Annotated in this window: 15 protein-coding genes and 4 tRNA genes; 12 read left to right on the top strand and 7 right to left on the bottom strand. The window is 36.0% G+C overall.

Features of this window, described 5'->3' with window-relative positions:
* Together F886_RS14915 and F886_RS14910 are read right to left on the bottom strand one after the other, a co-directional pair.
* The gene (locus tag F886_RS14915) at window positions 1–1,104 is read right to left on the bottom strand and encodes a DUF6670 family protein (protein WP_005306949.1); all 1,104 of its coding nucleotides are present in this window, start codon (window positions 1,102–1,104) and stop codon (window positions 1–3) included.
* Window positions 1,105–1,212: 108 nt separating this feature from the next.
* Window positions 1,213–2,094, bottom strand: a complete 882-nt coding sequence (locus F886_RS14910) for an ATP-binding protein (RefSeq protein ID WP_005306947.1) — start codon at window positions 2,092–2,094, stop codon at window positions 1,213–1,215.
* 178 nt (window positions 2,095–2,272) lie between these two features.
* Between F886_RS14910 and F886_RS14905 the strand changes: the two genes are divergently transcribed.
* From F886_RS14905 to F886_RS14870, 8 genes are all read left to right on the top strand, one after another.
* Window positions 2,273–3,781 (top strand): DUF3336 domain-containing protein, encoded by a 1,509-nt coding sequence (locus F886_RS14905; RefSeq protein ID WP_005306944.1) that lies wholly within the window; start codon window positions 2,273–2,275, stop codon window positions 3,779–3,781.
* Window positions 3,768–4,574: a protein kinase domain-containing protein gene (locus F886_RS14900; RefSeq protein ID WP_005306942.1), complete on the top strand. Its 807-nt coding sequence runs from the start codon at window positions 3,768–3,770 to the stop codon at window positions 4,572–4,574. Before F886_RS14905 ends, F886_RS14900 begins: the two co-directional genes overlap by 14 nt.
* A gap of 102 nt (window positions 4,575–4,676) precedes the next feature.
* Window positions 4,677–4,761 (top strand) — tRNA-Leu (locus F886_RS14895).
* A 53-nt stretch (window positions 4,762–4,814) separates the two neighbouring features.
* A tRNA-Trp gene (locus tag F886_RS14890) sits at window positions 4,815–4,888 on the top strand.
* A 27-nt stretch (window positions 4,889–4,915) separates the two neighbouring features.
* Window positions 4,916–5,000 (top strand) — tRNA-Leu (locus F886_RS14885).
* A 69-nt stretch (window positions 5,001–5,069) separates the two neighbouring features.
* Window positions 5,070–5,143 (top strand) — tRNA-Trp (locus F886_RS14880).
* Window positions 5,144–5,602: 459 nt separating this feature from the next.
* The gene (locus F886_RS14875) at window positions 5,603–5,812 is read left to right on the top strand and encodes a cold-shock protein (protein WP_003650775.1); all 210 of its coding nucleotides are present in this window, start codon (window positions 5,603–5,605) and stop codon (window positions 5,810–5,812) included.
* 203 nt (window positions 5,813–6,015) lie between these two features.
* Window positions 6,016–6,486 (top strand): AnBLUF65 family BLUF photoreceptors, encoded by a 471-nt coding sequence (locus F886_RS14870; RefSeq protein ID WP_005306937.1) that lies wholly within the window; start codon window positions 6,016–6,018, stop codon window positions 6,484–6,486.
* Here F886_RS14870 and F886_RS20285 read toward each other — a convergent pair.
* Window positions 6,461–6,802, bottom strand: a complete 342-nt coding sequence (locus F886_RS20285; protein WP_005306934.1) for a hypothetical protein — start codon at window positions 6,800–6,802, stop codon at window positions 6,461–6,463. The two genes, F886_RS14870 and F886_RS20285, sit on opposite strands and share 26 nt — an antisense overlap.
* Before the next feature lie 717 nt (window positions 6,803–7,519).
* On the bottom strand, window positions 7,520–8,671 hold the full coding sequence (locus tag F886_RS14860) for an alpha/beta fold hydrolase (protein ID WP_005306931.1): 1,152 nt from the start codon (window positions 8,669–8,671) through the stop codon (window positions 7,520–7,522).
* Between the two features lie 360 nt (window positions 8,672–9,031).
* Here F886_RS14860 and gltS point away from each other — a divergent pair, with 360 nt between their 5' ends.
* The gene (gltS, locus tag F886_RS14855; protein WP_005306928.1) at window positions 9,032–10,267 is read left to right on the top strand and encodes a sodium/glutamate symporter; all 1,236 of its coding nucleotides are present in this window, start codon (window positions 9,032–9,034) and stop codon (window positions 10,265–10,267) included.
* A gap of 208 nt (window positions 10,268–10,475) precedes the next feature.
* Complete coding sequence (locus F886_RS14850; protein WP_005306926.1) at window positions 10,476–12,305, top strand: monovalent cation:proton antiporter-2 (CPA2) family protein; 1,830 nt, start codon at window positions 10,476–10,478, stop codon at window positions 12,303–12,305.
* Between the two features lie 86 nt (window positions 12,306–12,391).
* On the opposite strand, the gene F886_RS14845 is transcribed toward F886_RS14850, so the two are convergent.
* The gene (locus F886_RS14845; protein ID WP_005306924.1) at window positions 12,392–13,225 is read right to left on the bottom strand and encodes an SDR family NAD(P)-dependent oxidoreductase; all 834 of its coding nucleotides are present in this window, start codon (window positions 13,223–13,225) and stop codon (window positions 12,392–12,394) included.
* Window positions 13,226–13,275: 50 nt separating this feature from the next.
* Complete coding sequence (locus F886_RS14840; RefSeq protein WP_005306921.1) at window positions 13,276–13,653, bottom strand: DoxX-like family protein; 378 nt, start codon at window positions 13,651–13,653, stop codon at window positions 13,276–13,278.
* 474 nt (window positions 13,654–14,127) lie between these two features.
* On the opposite strand from F886_RS14840, the gene F886_RS14835 reads away from it, so the two are divergent.
* Window positions 14,128–15,219, top strand: a complete 1,092-nt coding sequence (locus F886_RS14835; RefSeq protein WP_005306918.1) for a DUF6670 family protein — start codon at window positions 14,128–14,130, stop codon at window positions 15,217–15,219.
* 130 nt (window positions 15,220–15,349) lie between these two features.
* On the opposite strand, the gene F886_RS14830 is transcribed toward F886_RS14835, so the two are convergent.
* Entirely contained in the window at window positions 15,350–16,408 is a 1,059-nt protein-coding gene (locus tag F886_RS14830; protein WP_005306915.1) for an AraC family transcriptional regulator, read from the bottom strand.
* A 111-nt stretch (window positions 16,409–16,519) separates the two neighbouring features.
* On the opposite strand from F886_RS14830, the gene F886_RS14825 reads away from it, so the two are divergent.
* On the top strand, window positions 16,520–17,746 hold the full coding sequence (locus tag F886_RS14825) for an oxygenase MpaB family protein (RefSeq protein ID WP_005306912.1): 1,227 nt from the start codon (window positions 16,520–16,522) through the stop codon (window positions 17,744–17,746).
* Window positions 17,747–17,760: the final 14 nt, after the last annotated feature.

The raw sequence follows: 17,760 nt of genomic DNA, 5'->3' as shown, positions 1-17,760 counted from the left end.
CTATTCATCTTCAAAGGCCTGTTGGTTTTCAATATCTATATATTCGATATAACCACGGCCTTGAACTTCATTGCCGAAATAATTACCGGTAAATATATAACTACTTGCATATCCTCGCCCATGACCGTAGCGGAGTGGGCAGTCAATTTCTGCCTGAATATTTAAAATAATTTGTTTGGCTTCATTTCGAGCAATCCACGAAAAGAATTTAGGAAGTCGCATCTTTTGCCCAGTCGGTGAGATGTAATCATCAACTTGGTGAGAAATAATATCAAAACTGACATCTGTATAAACTTCTGCGGGTCGATCAAGATACCTAATATGCAAAGTATAAGCCGCTGTCTGACCTGCAATATCTGCTTTGGTAAGAAGAAGTTGAGTGGTCTCATTTAAATTGATAATTTGATAAGTAAAAAAATCAAGCGGCAGTTTATAAGCATCAGGAATAAGTTTATTTGCGATGGAATGAGCCCCAACTGCTCGAGCATATTCATAAGTGCAGAGCCCCTCACTTTCAATACGTTCTGCTTGATAGGTTAAGAAACCTTTAAACTTTGCCAACAAACTAAAATGATCATAAATCGGTGTTTTGATAAACCATGAAACATGTGAGGTAACATCAATATCAAAGTCGAAATTAAGACCCTCGTAGTGTCCATTAATATGAATTTTTGGGAATTTTCCTTGAATTGAAATTTCCTGTCCTAGTTCGATTAAGCTTCCATCTTCATTAATTTTTGTATCTTCAGGAATGATATAAGCCTTAAGCAAAGCTTTCTCTACTGCTGCGGTACTTGAAAAGAAAGTCGCTGTTTTTCGCGGATTTCCATGAATTATGTCATCATGATCAAATGCAAGAGCACTAGGTGTGCCTAATAAAATCATAATATTTAAATAGCGATGCGGCTCTGGCAAAAGTGGGAAAAAGATGCCGTAATGAGTCCAGCTATAATATTTTTCATCGACTCTGGGCTGGATAATATGAGACTGAGAGAAAGGAAGAGTTGAGTATTTTTCTGCTTTATCTATAACACTTTGCGCGAACAATAAGCTTTGACCTAAAACTTTGCTGCCTATAGAAATTTTGGGCAATTGTTTTTTCATATATAAACCTAAATGAGGATAGGACTATCTTTGTTTTAGGTTATGAAAAACAACTATCAAAACTAAGCGGTTTTCAGGCCAAAGCTAAGGCTTTGCGGGACATTTTGTTTAATTGTTAGACAACTCTTTTAAGCCATTTAAACCAATCCAGTGCTTAGAAAACTGATATGCAGCACGTCCTGAGCGTTGACCACGCATTTGACACCAACGCAAACTTTCAGCGCGAACTTCATCATTAAAAGCCATATTTGCTTTATCAAGATAATGCTCTACGATTTCTAAATATAAATTCTGGTCCATTGGGTAAAAAGATAACCACAAACCAAAACGATCTGACAAAGAGATCTTTTCTTCAATCGCTTCTTGTGGGTGTAACTCAGTGTATTGTGGTACATCGACCTTGGTTACAGGTGTGTTCTCATGCATGAACTCTGGTAACAAATGACGGCGGTTACTGGTTGCATAAATAATAAAATTACTTGAACCAGACTGTAATGAACCATCCAATACACTTTTTAAACTACGGTAATTTTCATCTTCAGCATTGAAAGCTAAGTCATCACAATACACGATGTATTTTTCAGGTCGGTTTTGAATGAGTTTCTGAACTTTAGGTAAATCTGCCAAGTCATCCCGCTCAATTTCAATTAAACGTAATCCTTGTGGGGCATACTCAGTTAATAAAGCACGCACAATAGATGACTTTCCTGTACCACGCGAGCCAGTTAAAAGCACATCATTTGCGGGTAGACCATTTAAAAACTGCAAAGTATTTTGAATGATTTTCTCTTTCTGACGTTCAATACCTTTCAAGTCATCCAGATAAATATTTTTGGGTGTATAGATGGCTTTAAGTTGCTGATTTTCCCATCTAAAAGCAGGTGCATTAAAATCTGTTTCTTGTTTAGGTTCAGGTAAGACCTGCTGTAACTGATTTAATACAAGTGATAATGTTTGAACTAAATTATCTGGTAAATCAATGGTAGCCATGGTAAGTCAATCATGTTAAACAGTAATTTACTAGGATACTAACACCGAAATTAACAGGCTGACAAAAAAGTTATTGTCTATACAGTTTATCGGTTTTGCAATTGATTGAAATCTTCAGACCGCGCATAGTGTTGTTATGTCTATTCAGTAAAATCATCTGTGAAGATGAGGACGAAATATGTTTGAAAAAATACGCAGTGATATGAATCCGCATCAGGCCTACCGTATCAAAAAATTACAACGTCAGTTAGACATGGCTGAATCTTACGAAGAGTGGAAGTCTTTTGCATTAAAACTAGATGAAGAAACAGGGGTGCAAGAGTGGAAATTTGATAATAGTTCGCCTTACTTCGATGCAGAACTCATTTCTTATAGATACACTTTACTGAAAAGATATCGCCAGCAACATCGAACGCTAGATCTTATTTATTTACTCAAAGAAGGTCTAACCTACGATATTGCAAATATTGGTCACCCTATGCTGTTTGCTGCAACGCATGTGGGAACGAAAAAGTTAATTGAAGATTATATTGAAGAAGTTAGCCAAAGCTTGGCCTATATTGCTTCAAGTGAATGTATTACTTTCCAACGAAAAGAAAAAATTGAGTTTTTTGAAAATTGTGAAAAAGCATATGGACAACCAGCTCTTATGTTCTCAGGTGGAGCGACTTTAGGACTTTTTCACACTGGAGTATGTAAAGCGTTAATTGAACAAGATTTAATGCCTAAAGTATTGTCTGGCTCAAGTGCAGGGGCAATTATGACAGGCATGCTCGGAACTTCAGCCAGTGAAGATGTTCAAAATTTATTAAATGGAGAACAATTCTTTAGTGATGCTTTTCATTTTAGAAAACTTCGTGAACTCATTAAAGGAAATGGTGGAATTGCCGATGTGCACTATTTGAAAAAGTTCCTTGTTGAAAATCTGGGTGATCTCACATTTGAAGAAGCATTTAAAAAATCTGGTTTAAACATTAATGTGGCAGTTGCACCGTATGATGCAACAGAAAACCCGCGCATCATGAATGCCATTATGACGCCTAATGTTTTAGTGTGGAGTGCTGTGTTGGCTTCATGTGCTGTACCTGTGCTATTTCCACCCGTACGTTTAACCAGCAAACGTTATGACGGTGAACATACACCTTACATGGCAAACACAAAATGGGTAGATGGCAGTGTAAGAAATGATTTTCCGCAAGAAAGAATGGCCCGACTTTATAATTTAAATTATACCATCGCCAGTCAGGTGAACCCGCATATTGTTCCATTTATGCAAAATGATGCAGACCGCTTTCGTAAAGATGTTTTAAGTTGGCCTGAACGGATTTTAAGACGTCAAGGTAAAGTGTTATCCATGGGACTTATGGACTTTACACGTCAAAGACTTGGTTCTATTTCTCCGATTAGACGATTACTTGATCATGGCTATGGGGTAATGGGGCAGCGTTATTATGGTGATGTGAATATCATTGCTAAATATGGCTTGAGTCACTATACCTATACTTTGCAAAACCCACGGCCACATTTGTTTAAACGCTTACAGCGAGAAGGGGAACGTGCGACTTGGCCAAAAATTTCTTCGATTGAGACCCATGCTCGTATTGGCAAGACGATTCAACATTGCTTAGAAGTTTTGCGTTTTGAAGAAAAGCAACAACAGCCAGAGTCTTACTATGCTGAAGCATGATTTTGCTTCGCATATACAAAACTTAAAAAGTGTGACAAAACCTGCAAGTACCGCTTTAGGGCGGTATCTATGGACATGCAGCATAGATAACAAAGACTATTGGTTAAAATATCATTTACCTGCAACAGATGTTCAAAGTGAGCAAGATTTCATTCATGAACAATTGATTTACGAAGAAATTACTCATAAGAAACCCGCGTGGCTTTTACCTCATAAATTAATCGAAGTTGGCGCCATTCCTCAATTAAACCATTCTTTAGGTAAAGTTTTAATTTTACCCAATACTGATTTGTGGTTTGGTTCATTGTCTCATGAAGCGGATTTAACTGATGTATATCATAAGATTTGGTCCGCACTAGATAAGCTCGCAGAACTCCATGAATTTGGTTGGATTCATGGAGATATTAAGAAAGAACATTTTCGAAAGTTTGAGCAAAATCCTTATTTGATTGATTTTGAGAAAACCCGACTTATATCGAGCTCAGATTTAAGAATGGATGCTACACCACGATATATGGCTCCAGAGCTGTTTAGAGGCGCTTCTAAGGATATACAAAGCGATTTATACGCATTTGGTATCGTTCTATATGAATGGTTAACTCAAACTCGCTTAGAAGCAGGAAGTTACTATGATTGGGCAGTATTGCATTGTCAAAATTTAACCATTCAATTACCCACACAACTTATGATTTTTTATCCATTACTTTCGGGTTTATTGCAAAAACAACAAAAAAATAGGTTTGCAAACGTGTTTGAAGCGATGAATTATTTAAAAGCACATTCAAACTTATAAAAATCATTGATCTAGTATCTGTATACAATTTACACGGTCAGTTTTTTTTAGAAAAAAAACACTTGTCACTGTTAGATCTTATCGCTAATATACACAGCCATCGGGGGCGTGGCGAAATTGGTAGACGCACTGGATTTAGGTTCCAGCGCCGCAAGGTGTAAGAGTTCGAGTCTCTTCGCCCCCACCACTTTAAGTTAAAACTTAAAGGTAATGTAGATGTTAAGTCATCTATGTTTTGGAAGAGGATTGGTGTAATGGTAGCATGACGGTCTCCAAAACCGTTCGTCAAGGTTCGAGTCCTTGATCCTCTGCCACATTTATTTTAAATAAATGTCCCAGATGGGGGCGTGGCGAAATTGGTAGACGCACTGGATTTAGGTTCCAGCGCCGCAAGGTGTAAGAGTTCGAGTCTCTTCGCCCCCACCATTAAAAGAAGCAAGACGATGTTCTTGCTTTTTTTTATGATTAAATCATGAGTTGTTTAATCATAAATATAGAGGATTGGTGTAATGGTAGCATGACGGTCTCCAAAACCGTTCGTTAAGGTTCGAGTCCTTGATCCTCTGCCAATGATTTAAAAATGAAGCTCCTGTTTAGGAGTTTTTTTATTGCCTGAATTTCTAAAGTTCAAATTATTTAAAGTCTTTTTTATATTTTTTTATTCAGTCATCTCATGCGTTCTAAGTGCTGATCTTTCTATTCTTCTACAATTTATCTAATTCGATGTAAGTTGTTGGTTAGGTAGGGGATGTACTAAGTTTTAGTTGCACTATTAAGTTATTGTTTTTGGGTTTTTTATTATAATTTATAAAATTTTTCTCATAAAAAGCTTGAATAGAAATTTATTTCAGGTATCATGCTCTTAACTAGAAAAAAGTCTTGTTAGTAAATCTTCTTTAAAGTATCGTAGTTTTAGTCATAATCCTTCGTTTTTTAAGATCTTAACTCAATTTGTTATTCTTTTTTCAAAGTTATGTTAGTGTCATTATTAAATGATACTAAAATATTAGAAATCAGTAGGATATATCATGTCTAATACAGTAAGCGGTACAGTAAAATGGTTTAACGAAACTAAAGGTTTCGGTTTCATTCAACAAGACAATGGTCCAGACGTGTTTGCACACTTCAAAGAGATCTCTGGTTCAGGTTTCAAAACTTTGCACGAAGGTCAACGTGTAACGTTTACTGTTACTCAAGGTCAAAAAGGCCCAAATGCTGTAAATATTATTCCACAATAATATTTCAGTAAGAAAAAAAGCACTATTTAGTGCTTTTTTTATTTTAGTCTTTTAAAAGAAATTTCGTTGTTCTTTTAGAAGCTATAAAAGCCCTCTATGAGAGGGCTTTTTTATTTTCTTGTTAATATAAATTATTAGTAATAGAGATATGGTAGATTAAAAAATCTTTAAATAAAGAAATTTTATATTTCACGGAATTGTTAATGAACGTTCGCTTGTGTTATGCCAGTCAACGAAACGAAAAAAATGAAGATTTATTGCAAGATTTACGTGATATTTTGACAGAAGCACGAGATTTCAATGATTTGAATCAAATTTGTGGGGTGCTCTATTACGCAGATAATGCTTTCTTTCAATGCTTGGAAGGTGAACGGGAGGTAGTTGAACGATTATTTGAAAAAATTCAAAATGATCAAAGACACTACAATGTTAAATGGTTGTGTACATATTCCATCGAGAAGAACTCTTTTCAGCGTTGGTCAATGAAATATGTACAGCGTAATACAAATATTGAATCTTTCTTTTTAAAGATGGGAGAAACTAGTTTTAATCCCATTCGTCTTGATGAGCAAAATTTAAAAATTTTCTTAAATGAATTATTAAGTGCTGAACAAACCAAAATTAATACAGTTAAGAAAGTAGGTATGGTTAAGCGTGGGGTGAACCCTTTTTAGCTATTACACTGATATGGATGGTCTTAAATTTAGGAATCATTTTAGTCATTACTAGGTAGACAATCACTGAACTGGCGAGCATCCATATCACTTCTAAACTTTGACTAATTACAAACATTGCCCAGTAAAAAAAACTAAATAATGCGAGACATAGTCCGCTACCTTTGTAATACCAAGTAATAAATATTCCAAAAAGTGCTGAAGAGAGCAGAAGGTTAGTCGTCTCATTCATTCCAAGGTAGTTAAAGAAAATAATCAGTAAGCATAAAGCTAACATTGATAGTAAATATACAAATATATTTTTTGCAATAAACATTTTCTATACCCTATCTGATGATTAAAAAAAGATCTTTCCTCTGTTTCCAGAGGAAAGATAGTACATATTAATTTTTTGAGATTCTTTTTCTATTATTAAGAGTTTTTATATTAATAAAGATAACGTTACCGTTTCTCCAGATCTCTTCATTAATACTCAGCTTTCTATTTAATAGTAAAGAGTGCTTATATGTACTGAAATTAATTATAGGAAAAACAATTGGTTGTGTTGTACTCTTTGGCTTACATGATTGTGAGAAATTGCCTACATTTGTATAAAAAATATACAAATTTTACAAAATAAAATTAAAGAAAAATTATATTTAACAAATAGTTATTTGATTTTATTGTTAAGGTGGGCTTTACATAAATAACAAAAAGTAACATCTACTTGATGAAGATAATTTTAAAAATGAAAAATATTAATTTGATGGCAGATACTATGTTTGAATAATTTTTAACGATTGATAAAATATTTTATTCTTAAAATATATTCTTTATAAATAAAATTTATATTTTTGGATGATTTAAATACTTTTTTGTGAATTGAAATACTAATATACCTTTATAGTATCTATATATTTTAAAATAAGTTGCTTTTAAAATTTCTTAGAAAAATACGATTCAACATACATAAAGATAAACAGAATAGTTTTGCAAAGTTTGAATATTAACCAGTGTAGATATGACTACACTGGTCTGATGATGTGTGAGTGAGTTAATCTGAACGTGTAGCTAGCCAATGACTCATTTCTGGCCAAACCGCAGTAGGGGCTTGGCTTCCAGAAACGACACCCATATGACCACCAGGAACGACTTTAAAGGTTTTGTCTTGGCTGCTAATCAAAGTCATGAGTGGCTTAACAGCATCAGCGGTCACAATAATATCTGTGCTACCACCGACCGCGAGCACTGAACATTCAATATCTTTTAGATAAGCTGTAAGTTCGCCAAATTTAATTACACCATTGGATAGTTCATTATCAATCCAGAAACGAAGGATAATGTCACGCATGACTCCACCTGGATAGGCGAGCATATTATCGATAAATGAACTTGAGGTTGCATGGTCGACAATAAACTCTCGGTTATCAAGATTCTTAAAAAGTTCCCAATATGTTTTCAAATTTCCAATCGGGTCAGTTAATTTAAAGCCCAGCGTGTTTTGCCAGCCATGAATATGAAATGCTTCACTGGGCACGTGGTGGCGAATACGAAATGGCGTATGTTTACGAACCCATTCGGCAGGTTTAGTCAGACTGCCATAAAGTTTCCCCATATAACCCGCTTTATGGGTATCGATAGGGGAAGCGAGAATAATTAGATTCTTAATATCTTTATCTTTAAATAATGAGGTATAGCAGAGTGAAAGTGCGCCACCTAAACTCCAGCCATGTAAAGACAACTGTTGCTGACCACTGTGCTCTCGAACCTGCTTTAGCATTTCGGGCATAAAGACTTTAATGTAGGTGCCGAAATTGTATTTTGCTTGGTGGCGGGTTGGCACACCCCAGTCAATTAAATAGATATCAAACCCGTGTGCCAAAAAGAAGCGTACAAAACTGCGAGTAGGAAACAAATCATAAATGAGCATGTTTACAGCTAATGGCGGAACAATCACTAAAGGAACACGGTGTTTAGGTGTAGAGATATCGGCTTCGTTTCTATAATGGCGTAAGCTAATAATTTCATGCTTATAGATCACGTCAAAAGGTGTTTTTCCTGACAAGGCAATTTCAGGACCTCTAAAAAATAGATCCGATGCATTGATCAGCATGTGAGGTATTTTTTGACCAGCACGTGTCTGAAGAGATTTTTTAATAGACTGTAGCTGTGGAATGTTCTGACGAACTTTAAGCAATAAACTCATTGAATATAAAACCTATAAAGATGTTGCCCAGAGCAATAAGGAGCTGGTCTTTTCAGGGATATTAAAGGGAATGAGTTCTAAGTTCCGTGACCCAAAAGACAGTATTTTCTGCTTAAGGTGTCAAGGAATAATTATTTTTCATTAAGAATAATTTGCAATAAATATTTGAAATTAATAATGAAATAAATTTATTTAATATTTTTGTATGAAACCTTTAAAAATTTAAGCTTTTTTTAAGAATAGTAAAAAGCCTATTGGTAGGATAGTTTTGTAAAGTTTATTTGTGTTTTTTTTACATATGAAAAAATAAAATATAATTATTTTACAATCCTTTAGGAATGTAATTAGAAAGTAGTTTATATGGAATTTGTTTTTAATGGTTTTTATACGCTAATTTCGGCGGTCATTGTTTTATTGTTGGGCCGCTTTCTTGTTAATCGAATTGATTTTTTAAAACGCTACAATATTCCCGAACCTGTAGCAGGTGGTTTGGTGGCCGCGGTCATTTCTCTACTTGTCCATACACTATGGGGATATAGCATTGTTTTTAGTAGCGAATTGCAAACCAGCTTTATGCTTGTATTCTTTGCTTCTATTGGTTTAAGTGCCAATTTTATGAAGCTTAAAGAAGGCGGTATGGCTTTGGTTATCTTTTTAGTCTGTGTTGCATCGTTCATTGTTGTGCAAAATGCGGTCGGCATGAGCCTTGCAACTTTGCTTGGCCTTGACCCATTAATTGGTTTAATTGCAGGTTCAATTACCTTAACAGGTGGTCATGGTACAGCCGGAGCTTGGGGTGAAATTTTAGAAAGTCAGCATGGTATTCAGGGTGCTTTAGCACTGGGTATGGCGAGTGCGACTTTTGGATTGATTATTGGTGGTGTAATTGGTGGCCCATTAGCGAAATTGCTTATCAATCGTTACAACCTTGCACAACCGAAAACCAATGCTGAAATACAACAGCGTGATGGTCATGTTGAACACAATTCGGATGACCTCGCGCCGTTTGAAAACCCACATCAAGTTCGTTTAATTACTGCTGATAATGCAATTACCACGCTGGGTATGTTTGCAGCGTGTTTAGCATTTGCTGAATTTATGACTGGCTTTAGTAAGGGAACTTGGTTTGAGTTACCAACCTTCGTTTGGGCGCTCGGTGGTGGTGTAATCTTAAGAAATATTTTAGAAAGCGTGTTGAAAATTGATATTTTTGACCGTGCGATTGATGTTTTTGGTAATGCGTCTTTGTCGCTTTATTTAGCAATGGCATTGCTTTCATTAAAGCTTTGGCAACTTGCAGATTTGGCTGGGCCTCTTGTTGTGATTTTAGGTGCTCAAACGATTACGATGGCGTTATATGCAGCATTTGTGACGTTCCGTGTAATGGGCAAAAACTATGATGCAGCGGTGTTGTCAGCAGGGCATTGTGGTTTTGGTATGGGCGCAACGCCAACAGCAGTAGCAAATATGCAAGCGATTACCAACATGTATGGTCCATCGCATAAGGCATTTTTAATTGTTCCGCTTTGTGGTGCGTTCTTTGTCGATTTAATTAATGCAACAGTGATTCAGCTCATGTTGAAATTCGTTGTTTAATCAAAAAAGCCCGTAAGGGCTTTTTTTACGAGTGCTTAATTATGAACATTAAAATAGAGATATATTTTTTTCATATGGGTACTCTAAATTTTCATTTTTGGACGATTTAAGCCATTTTGTTTTTAGGATACTTTTTCTCAAAACTAATAATCGCCCTTAAACCTAGTTTCACATAGAATAAATTGCAGATAAATAAAATGAGAAATGTATGAGCTCAGAAGCACATTCAATTAGCTTGGTTGCCCCCGTAGTTTTATTGGCAGCGGCCGTCATTGCAGTCCCTATTTTTAAACGTATTGGCTTAGGTTCTGTACTAGGTTATTTAATTGCGGGGCTGATTATTGGCCCATTCGGTTTTGCCTTTTTTCAAGATTCCACCGCAATTTTGCATATTGCCGAGTTAGGAATTGTGATGTACCTATTTGTGATTGGTTTGGAAATGCAACCATCACATTTATGGAGTCTTAGACGCGAAATTTTTGGCCTTGGTACGCTACAAATCATCATTTGTGCATTGGCTTTGACTGGCGTTGGGCTGTTATTTGGGTTTACGTGGCAAGTGGCTTTTATTGGTGCGGCAGGTTTCGTATTGACCTCGACTGCTATTGTGATGCAGTTGTTGGGTGATCGGGGAGATTTAACTCAACCTCGTGGGCAAAAAATTGTAGCCATCTTACTTTTTGAAGATTTACTAATTGTACCTTTGCTGGCTATTGTTGCTTTTATGGCACCAAATCATGTGGTCGAAAGCACATCTGTGCGCCTAGAAAATATAGGAATTGGCTTAGTCGCAATTGCAGGTCTGATTGCAGCAGGGTATTGGTTGCTGAACCCATTATTTAGGCTTTTGGCTGCCGCTAAAGCCCGAGAAGTCATGACTGCTGCGGCATTATTGGTAGTGTTGGGTGCAGCGCTGCTCATGCAAGTCAGTGGTTTGACCATGGCAATGGGTGCTTTTTTAGCAGGTGTGCTTTTATCTGAATCGACCTTTAGACATCAAATTGAAGCTGATATTGAACCATTCCGAGGAATCTTGTTAGGCCTGTTTTTCCTTGGCGTGGGCATGTCACTGGATTTATCAGTTGTCGCTCAGAATTGGCAACTGATTGTGAGTGGGGTAATTGCCCTGATGCTTGCCAAAGCGCTCATGATTTATATAGTCGCCCGAGTAACGAAAAGCTCGCATACAGAAGCGTTGGATCGCGCTTTACTTATGGCTCAGGGTGGAGAATTTGCTTTTGTGCTTTTCTCTGCCGCGCTAAGTGCACAAGTTATTGATAGTACGGTTAAATCTAATCTTACTGCTATTGTGGTACTTTCAATGGTGTTGACCCCAATTGTTGGTATTCTTTTTAAACGTTTCACTCAAACTAAAACGGATGTTTCATTAGAAAACGTCAATATTGCCGAGGGTTTAAGCGGTAGTGTTTTAATGATCGGATTCGGACGTTTTGGGCAGGTCACCAGTCAATTATTGTTGGCAAGAGGTGTCGATGTGACCATTATTGATAATAATACGGACATGATTCGAAACGCTGAAAAATTTGGTTTTAAAATTTATTATGGCGATGGCTGCCGTCTAGATATTCTGCATGCTTCTGGTGCTGCAACAGCACAAGCGATTGTGGTGTGTGTGGACAGTAAAGAAACCACAAATAGAATTGTGGAACTTGTAACTCACGAATTTCCTTTGGCAAAACTATTAGTCCGTTCATATGACCGTGAGCATTCACTGCATTTAGTCAAACAAAAAGTGGACTTTATGATTCGTGAAACGTTTGAATCTGCAATTAAGTTTGGTGGCGTGATTTTGCAAGAACTGGGTGTAGGTGAAGACGAAGTAGAACGAATTACCGAGGAAATTCGAGATCTGGATAATGAGCGTTTTGAAACTGAAATCGCAGCAGATGACGTCAATGCGGGAGTAGGGATGCAATATACACATACGCATCATCCAAGACCAACAGCACCATTGATTCGACCAAAACGGGAAGGGCGGATTTTAAATAAAGAAGATAGCTCAGATACCGATTCTTGATGAGTATGAAGTTCAGTAGAAGCCTTTTTAGAAGAACTTCTGCTGAACAATTTTATGGCAAGAAGAGCTTCAAGTGCTAAACCCGACTATAAGTGCTCTAATGCTGTGCCTTTAACTGGATTTCTACGCCAGTAATAAGGTTGTAAAAATCTAAGAAAAAGCTTCAATGGCGTGATCCACGCGATGCGTCGGTTGGCTTTTTTGTTTTGCATAATTTGCTTTGCTAAATAGGCACAAACGACTTCTGGTGAATCAATCACAAAGAAAAATAAGCGCTTCATTTTTTTCCAGTTTTGGACGTTTCCATTGGTCCAAGACGAAACTAATAAATCGGTTGCCACCATGCCTGGGCTTAGTGTGCCAGTTAAAATTGCTGTCGATTTAGTCTCTTTATAAAGTGCTTTACTAAAGTAACTGACTGCTCGTTTTGTGGTTGCATAAGGCGTCATGCCTGCACTCCATTCGCCGTTGCTTCCCCAACCTTCCATATTAAAGATTTGACCATAACCTTGTTTGAGCATGCCTTTTAAAGCGACTTGCGAACCCAACATCGTGCCTAGAATATTGGTTGAAACAGCCGCGTTTAACTCTTCTGGCTGAAGGTCGATAAAGTCTTTAGTGGGGTGGCAGCTTCCTGCGTTATTAATCCACACATCGACTTGCCCAAAGCGCTCAATTGCACCATCCCATAGGGTTTGCACATCTGACACTTGAGTCACATCGCAACACAGACCAATGAATTTTTCTTTATTGAAATGAGTTTCTAAATGAGAAAGAGCCTGCTTAAGATGTTCTGGGTTTCGTCCAGCAATGACAACAGAACATCCAAGATCTAAAAAAGCATGGGCAAGGGCTAAACCAATACCTTTTGTACTGCCTGTAATGACCACACTGCAAACTTCAGTTTTGGGTAAACTCATTGCACTCTCTATATAAAATCTTTAAAAATAGTTACATGAATGGCTGTAAGTTAATTTAGCTCATTTAATAAGATGAGATAGACAATAGATAAACTTATCATCGAAAGATTCATTACGATAGGGTTGTAGGGCAAGATCAGGGTAGAGGGTATTAAAAAACCAATTAAAAGAAGTAAGCCAAGCAAACCCCAAATGCTTAAATAATGAATATATTTATGTGCAGTAAAGAGAAAACATAAACCAAAAATTATTTCAGCAATACCACTCGCATGGCCTGCAAGTTTTGCATGTTCAAGTGATAGTCCTACCCATTGCCATACAAAAATTTCATCAGAATTAAGAAATAGGAATTTGGGAACAAGTCCTTGATAGATCCATAAAAAGGCCAGCACAAGGTTTATAAATTTGAAGATATTAATATTTTTCATGCAAATTACTTTAAGAGTTTAAAATTTTCTTTAGATCAAGCTTATTATATTAACTCATCAGATATAGTATTGAAGTAATTCACTATAGAACAATTTAGAATATTTAGAAAAATAGTAGGGCTGAAGTATTTATAATGTCTTATTCCAATTCTTATTCGAGTAGGGCGGGCAATTGGTTCTTTTGGAGTAGTATTCAATAGGTGAGTTCAGATGTTTTTTAATTGAAATGTCATAAAGAAAGGTTAATTTAAACCCATAAGAAAAATTGATGAAAATTGTTGCGAACAATAAAATTAAAAACAATTTTTAAAGACGTGGTCATGAGGTAATTAGAGCTAATTCGAAAGAGTTGGCTTTTTTGTTTTAGTGCATTTGCTTAGATCAAGATGTCCTTTATTAACATTCAATTGCAAATTATCAAGTTCTAATATGGAACTTCATTTTTTAAGTAGATAAAAATAAAGGATCTTAAAAATGCTAATCTCAAGCCATAGATTACCGAAGAGTCTTAAAGACAAAGCCAATCAAAAAGTTGCTAAACTTTCAGGGTCATTGTTAGGAGCTGTTACACCAGAGCGGCAATCGGTATTGCCAAAAGAGTTTGAACTTACTCCTCATACTCTTTATAAACGCTTTGGGAGTACACATTACGGGATCATGGTACCTGACTTACCTGAACCATTTCGATATTTATCTTGGGCTTCAGTTTTAGGTTATGTAGGATTTACGATTACAGATACCAACTATCAAATGTCTAAGGATGGAAAAGGGGATACAGCTTCGTTAGTGCATGGAACAGCCTTATCGACAACTTCTGAAGCTTACAGAACATATTCAATTAAAAATGATATTAAATTTAGCCAAAATCCTTTTGCGATTAATTTTGACAATCAAACTATCATGCATGAGCAAGGCGATGGATTCTTACTCATTACTAAAAGAGAAGATTTAGAGCTAGAACTTTATTTAAAGCCCACAAAAGCTATTTCATGGTTTGCCTATAGTGGCCTGTATAAGCACTTTAGTGTGCTCATGCAATATGAAGGTCATATCAAACAAAAGGGAAATAGTGAAACCGTTCAAGGACTTTGCACGTTGGAGTCTTGGAAAGCTGTAGCTACCTCAATGCTCAAAAACAAATGGTTAGTTGAGAATATTCAACTTCCTGTAAAAGTCTTTAGCTATCAAGTTATTAATATTGACCACGAACAGCAGTTATTGCTGGCTTTTATTTGCTATGAAGACCAACCCATTTTGACTTCTGTTTACTATCGTCATATTGATGGAACGTCAATTCAATATAATGGAGATATACTTTTTGAAGTAACGAGTCTTCAAGAAGAACCGCAGATTACTCCCGATAATTTTTCAATGAATGTACCAAATACTTTTCGCTGGGTTGCTTATCACAACAATCAAAAGGTTTTAGATATTTCAGCACATGTAGATACCCCGTATTGTTTCGGATTGGCAGCTGGTTTTGTTTCTTCATATGCATGGCAAGGTGAATTCTATGATCAGCCATTAGTGGGAAGGGGTTACTTAGAATATATCGACCGAAGGTAGAAACTTATTGCTTTTAACTTGCCAAATAAGCAAGGTAAGTTGATCAGGTTTATCAGTGGATGGGATTTATTGTCCAGAAACTCTAGACGAAGCTAATTTTGCTGTGCATTCTGTTTTCTGAATGTACAGCCTATTCAGACTTTAATTTTTTTCTATATTGATGAGGAGTTATACCTGAATATTTTTTAAAAGCCCTAACAAAGTTAGTAGACTCTTCATATCCAATCAAGTTTGCAATATCTTGAATATTATATTGTTCTTTTGCTAAAAGTTTTTTTGCTTCCTTGAAACGAATCTCATTAAGAAGTTGAAGAAAGCTAGTTCCTTGTGTCTGTAAATGGCGTTTAATCGTTCTTTCAGACATATTTAAACGTTTAGCAATCTCGGGAAGAGAAGGATAGTTTTTATTAAAATTATGTAAAAGTTCCATCTTTATCGAGTTTTGCAAATGATGTGTGGCATCTTTTACTATTAAACCTTTATCTTTTTCACAGTATTGAATAGCTTGTTGGAAGGCAACTAAATCACCTTGTGGATTGGACTGTTTTAAATATTTTAAAGGAAAAGCTATAGCATTCCGCTTACTATTAAAATGATATTTTATATTTTTATTTAAAATCTCTTCATAATCTGAAGATTCACACCAATCTAGAAAAATTTCACATTCCTCTAAATTTTCTTGAATAAGTAGTTCTAATAAATGAATTCCACCAAATAAAAGACTTTCAATTAAAAAAGCTCTTAGTTGTTGAGACTGCTGTTCATCACCTAATTTTACTGGATGAACATCGTCTAGATAAATGTATACAAGTTTTTCGTCGAAAGTCCAATTAGGTATGAAACTTTGAATACGTGTACAGAAAAAATGTTGGCAAAGATTTAGAGCTGTTTCTACATCTACGCAACTCAAAAAAGCAAAACCTAATGAGCCATGGGCCGTTGGTCGTAAAGCTGATCCGTATTCTATTCCTAGACGGTTGTTACCAGTCAGCCGAAGTGCATTGGCTACTAATTTAGACCATTGATGTGCACTCATCTTTGCATCATATTGCTTGATGTCTAATAAGGATAGCCCTGTATTTTCTAGAAGAATCGCAGCACTAATATCATATTTTTCGCAAATCTCTAATAAAAGACGGGCATAAGAAATGGATATGGTCTCATGAAATAATCCAAAAGGATCTTGCATATATTTAGTCTTGGCCTAAATTGATCATTAATATGGCATATCTACACCTATTGTGTGAAGAGTTTTTTTAATAACTTATAAAAATAATATTTGATCATTTTGAGTTCCCAGATGCTGGATAAATATTCTTATGCAATTGTTGAAAATCCAAGTGCAATGAAACAGTTTCCTTTCAATGTAGCCTCTAGATTTTTTAATAAAGATGCACCGAACGCTACAGAAGCACAGATAGCATCCTTTAATTGCTTTAGACAAATTGGTGATCCTATAGCAGATAATTTAGTTGAATGTATGCATAGAGTTGGATCTTCATCTAGGCATATGTTTAATCAAGCTCTTGAATATGGAATTGAGACTGTCGATAACCCACCTCAAGAACTCATAGATTTTTTTGCTGTAGTGGATGACTTCCCATATTGGGTAGATCATAAAAGGCTGGAGCGTGCTACTCGTTTTTATCAATTAATAGGTAAAGAAGCTTTTGCCATTTTTATTCCTGGTTTGGCTGTGAGTTATGTCGCTCCAGTTGCCAATCACGTTTTATTAAGATCGGGAGATCTTTATAAAAAAGCAGGAAAGCGTGCTGTAGAAACATTAAATTGGTTTAATGATGTCACTGCTCCGAATGGTATGTCTAGTCGTTTTAGTCCGGGATATAAGGCATGTATACGAATAAGAATGATCCATGCACATATGCGCAAAGCTATGAAATCCAAAAATGACTGGGATTTTGATCAGTGGGATGAACCTATTCATCAAGTTATTTACACTGCAACAATTTTACCATTCGCCTTACTTGCAACTTTGGGTGCAAATATTTTAGGAGTACTTTATGCGAAACAGGAGCGTGAAGATATTTTTCACCTGTGGCGTTTAATAGCACATGTTGTTGGGGTGCATCCTTCACTTGTTCCAACGAATGAACGAGATATTTGGCGTTTAACTTGGATCGAATTACATCAAGTTTTTATCCCTGATGAGACATCTGCCATGTTAGGAGGTGCTCTGTGGCAATCCTTAGATGAAATAATACGCATTGATCAAAATAAACTTATAGACCGTATTCAAAGAAAAATGACCCAAGATTATATTAGTACTCTTGCTCATTTAATGCTTGGTAAAGAGATCGCAAGCTCATTAACTTTCCCAAAAAAATCAATGACAGGCATCGCACTAGTCGGTGGTTCATTTGCTAAGAATTTTGTTGTCACTTCAGTTGCACGTGTTCTACCTAATGGTATTGATCGTTTAGGTAAATATAAAGCTAAACAACGCAATGAGTTCATGCAACAAATCATTAAAAATACTCAGGCTGATCTTAGTTATGAGAGGGGATAATGATTAAATAGTTG

Origin of the sequence: Acinetobacter sp. NIPH 542, from assembly GCF_000369825.1 — a bacterium.
Taxonomy (GTDB): Bacteria; Pseudomonadota; Gammaproteobacteria; order Pseudomonadales; family Moraxellaceae; genus Acinetobacter; species Acinetobacter oleivorans.
Note: the sequence above shows the minus strand (reverse complement) of the source record. Positions and strands in the feature narration are given on the sequence as shown.

Excerpts from the sequence above, each read along its gene's own strand:
- F886_RS14845 (WP_005306924.1), bottom strand. The coding sequence starts at position 13,225 with ATGAGTTTACCCAAAACTGAAGTTTGCAGTGTGGTCATTACAGGCAGT.
- F886_RS14825 (WP_005306912.1), top strand. The coding sequence starts at position 16,520 with ATGCTGGATAAATATTCTTATGCAATTGTTGAAAATCCAAGTGCAATG.
- F886_RS14875 (WP_003650775.1), top strand. The coding sequence starts at position 5,603 with ATGTCTAATACAGTAAGCGGTACAGTAAAATGGTTTAACGAAACTAAA.
- F886_RS14915 (WP_005306949.1), bottom strand. The coding sequence starts at position 1,104 with ATGAAAAAACAATTGCCCAAAATTTCTATAGGCAGCAAAGTTTTAGGT.
- F886_RS14850 (WP_005306926.1), top strand. The coding sequence starts at position 10,476 with ATGAGCTCAGAAGCACATTCAATTAGCTTGGTTGCCCCCGTAGTTTTA.
- F886_RS14870 (WP_005306937.1), top strand. The coding sequence starts at position 6,016 with ATGAACGTTCGCTTGTGTTATGCCAGTCAACGAAACGAAAAAAATGAA.
- F886_RS14910 (WP_005306947.1), bottom strand. The coding sequence starts at position 2,094 with ATGGCTACCATTGATTTACCAGATAATTTAGTTCAAACATTATCACTT.
- F886_RS20285 (WP_005306934.1), bottom strand. The coding sequence starts at position 6,802 with ATGTTTATTGCAAAAAATATATTTGTATATTTACTATCAATGTTAGCT.
- F886_RS14860 (WP_005306931.1), bottom strand. The coding sequence starts at position 8,671 with ATGAGTTTATTGCTTAAAGTTCGTCAGAACATTCCACAGCTACAGTCT.
- F886_RS14830 (WP_005306915.1), bottom strand. The coding sequence starts at position 16,408 with ATGCAAGATCCTTTTGGATTATTTCATGAGACCATATCCATTTCTTAT.
- F886_RS14900 (WP_005306942.1), top strand. The coding sequence starts at position 3,768 with ATGCTGAAGCATGATTTTGCTTCGCATATACAAAACTTAAAAAGTGTG.
- gltS (WP_005306928.1), top strand. The coding sequence starts at position 9,032 with ATGGAATTTGTTTTTAATGGTTTTTATACGCTAATTTCGGCGGTCATT.
- F886_RS14840 (WP_005306921.1), bottom strand. The coding sequence starts at position 13,653 with ATGAAAAATATTAATATCTTCAAATTTATAAACCTTGTGCTGGCCTTT.
- F886_RS14905 (WP_005306944.1), top strand. The coding sequence starts at position 2,273 with ATGTTTGAAAAAATACGCAGTGATATGAATCCGCATCAGGCCTACCGT.
- F886_RS14835 (WP_005306918.1), top strand. The coding sequence starts at position 14,128 with ATGCTAATCTCAAGCCATAGATTACCGAAGAGTCTTAAAGACAAAGCC.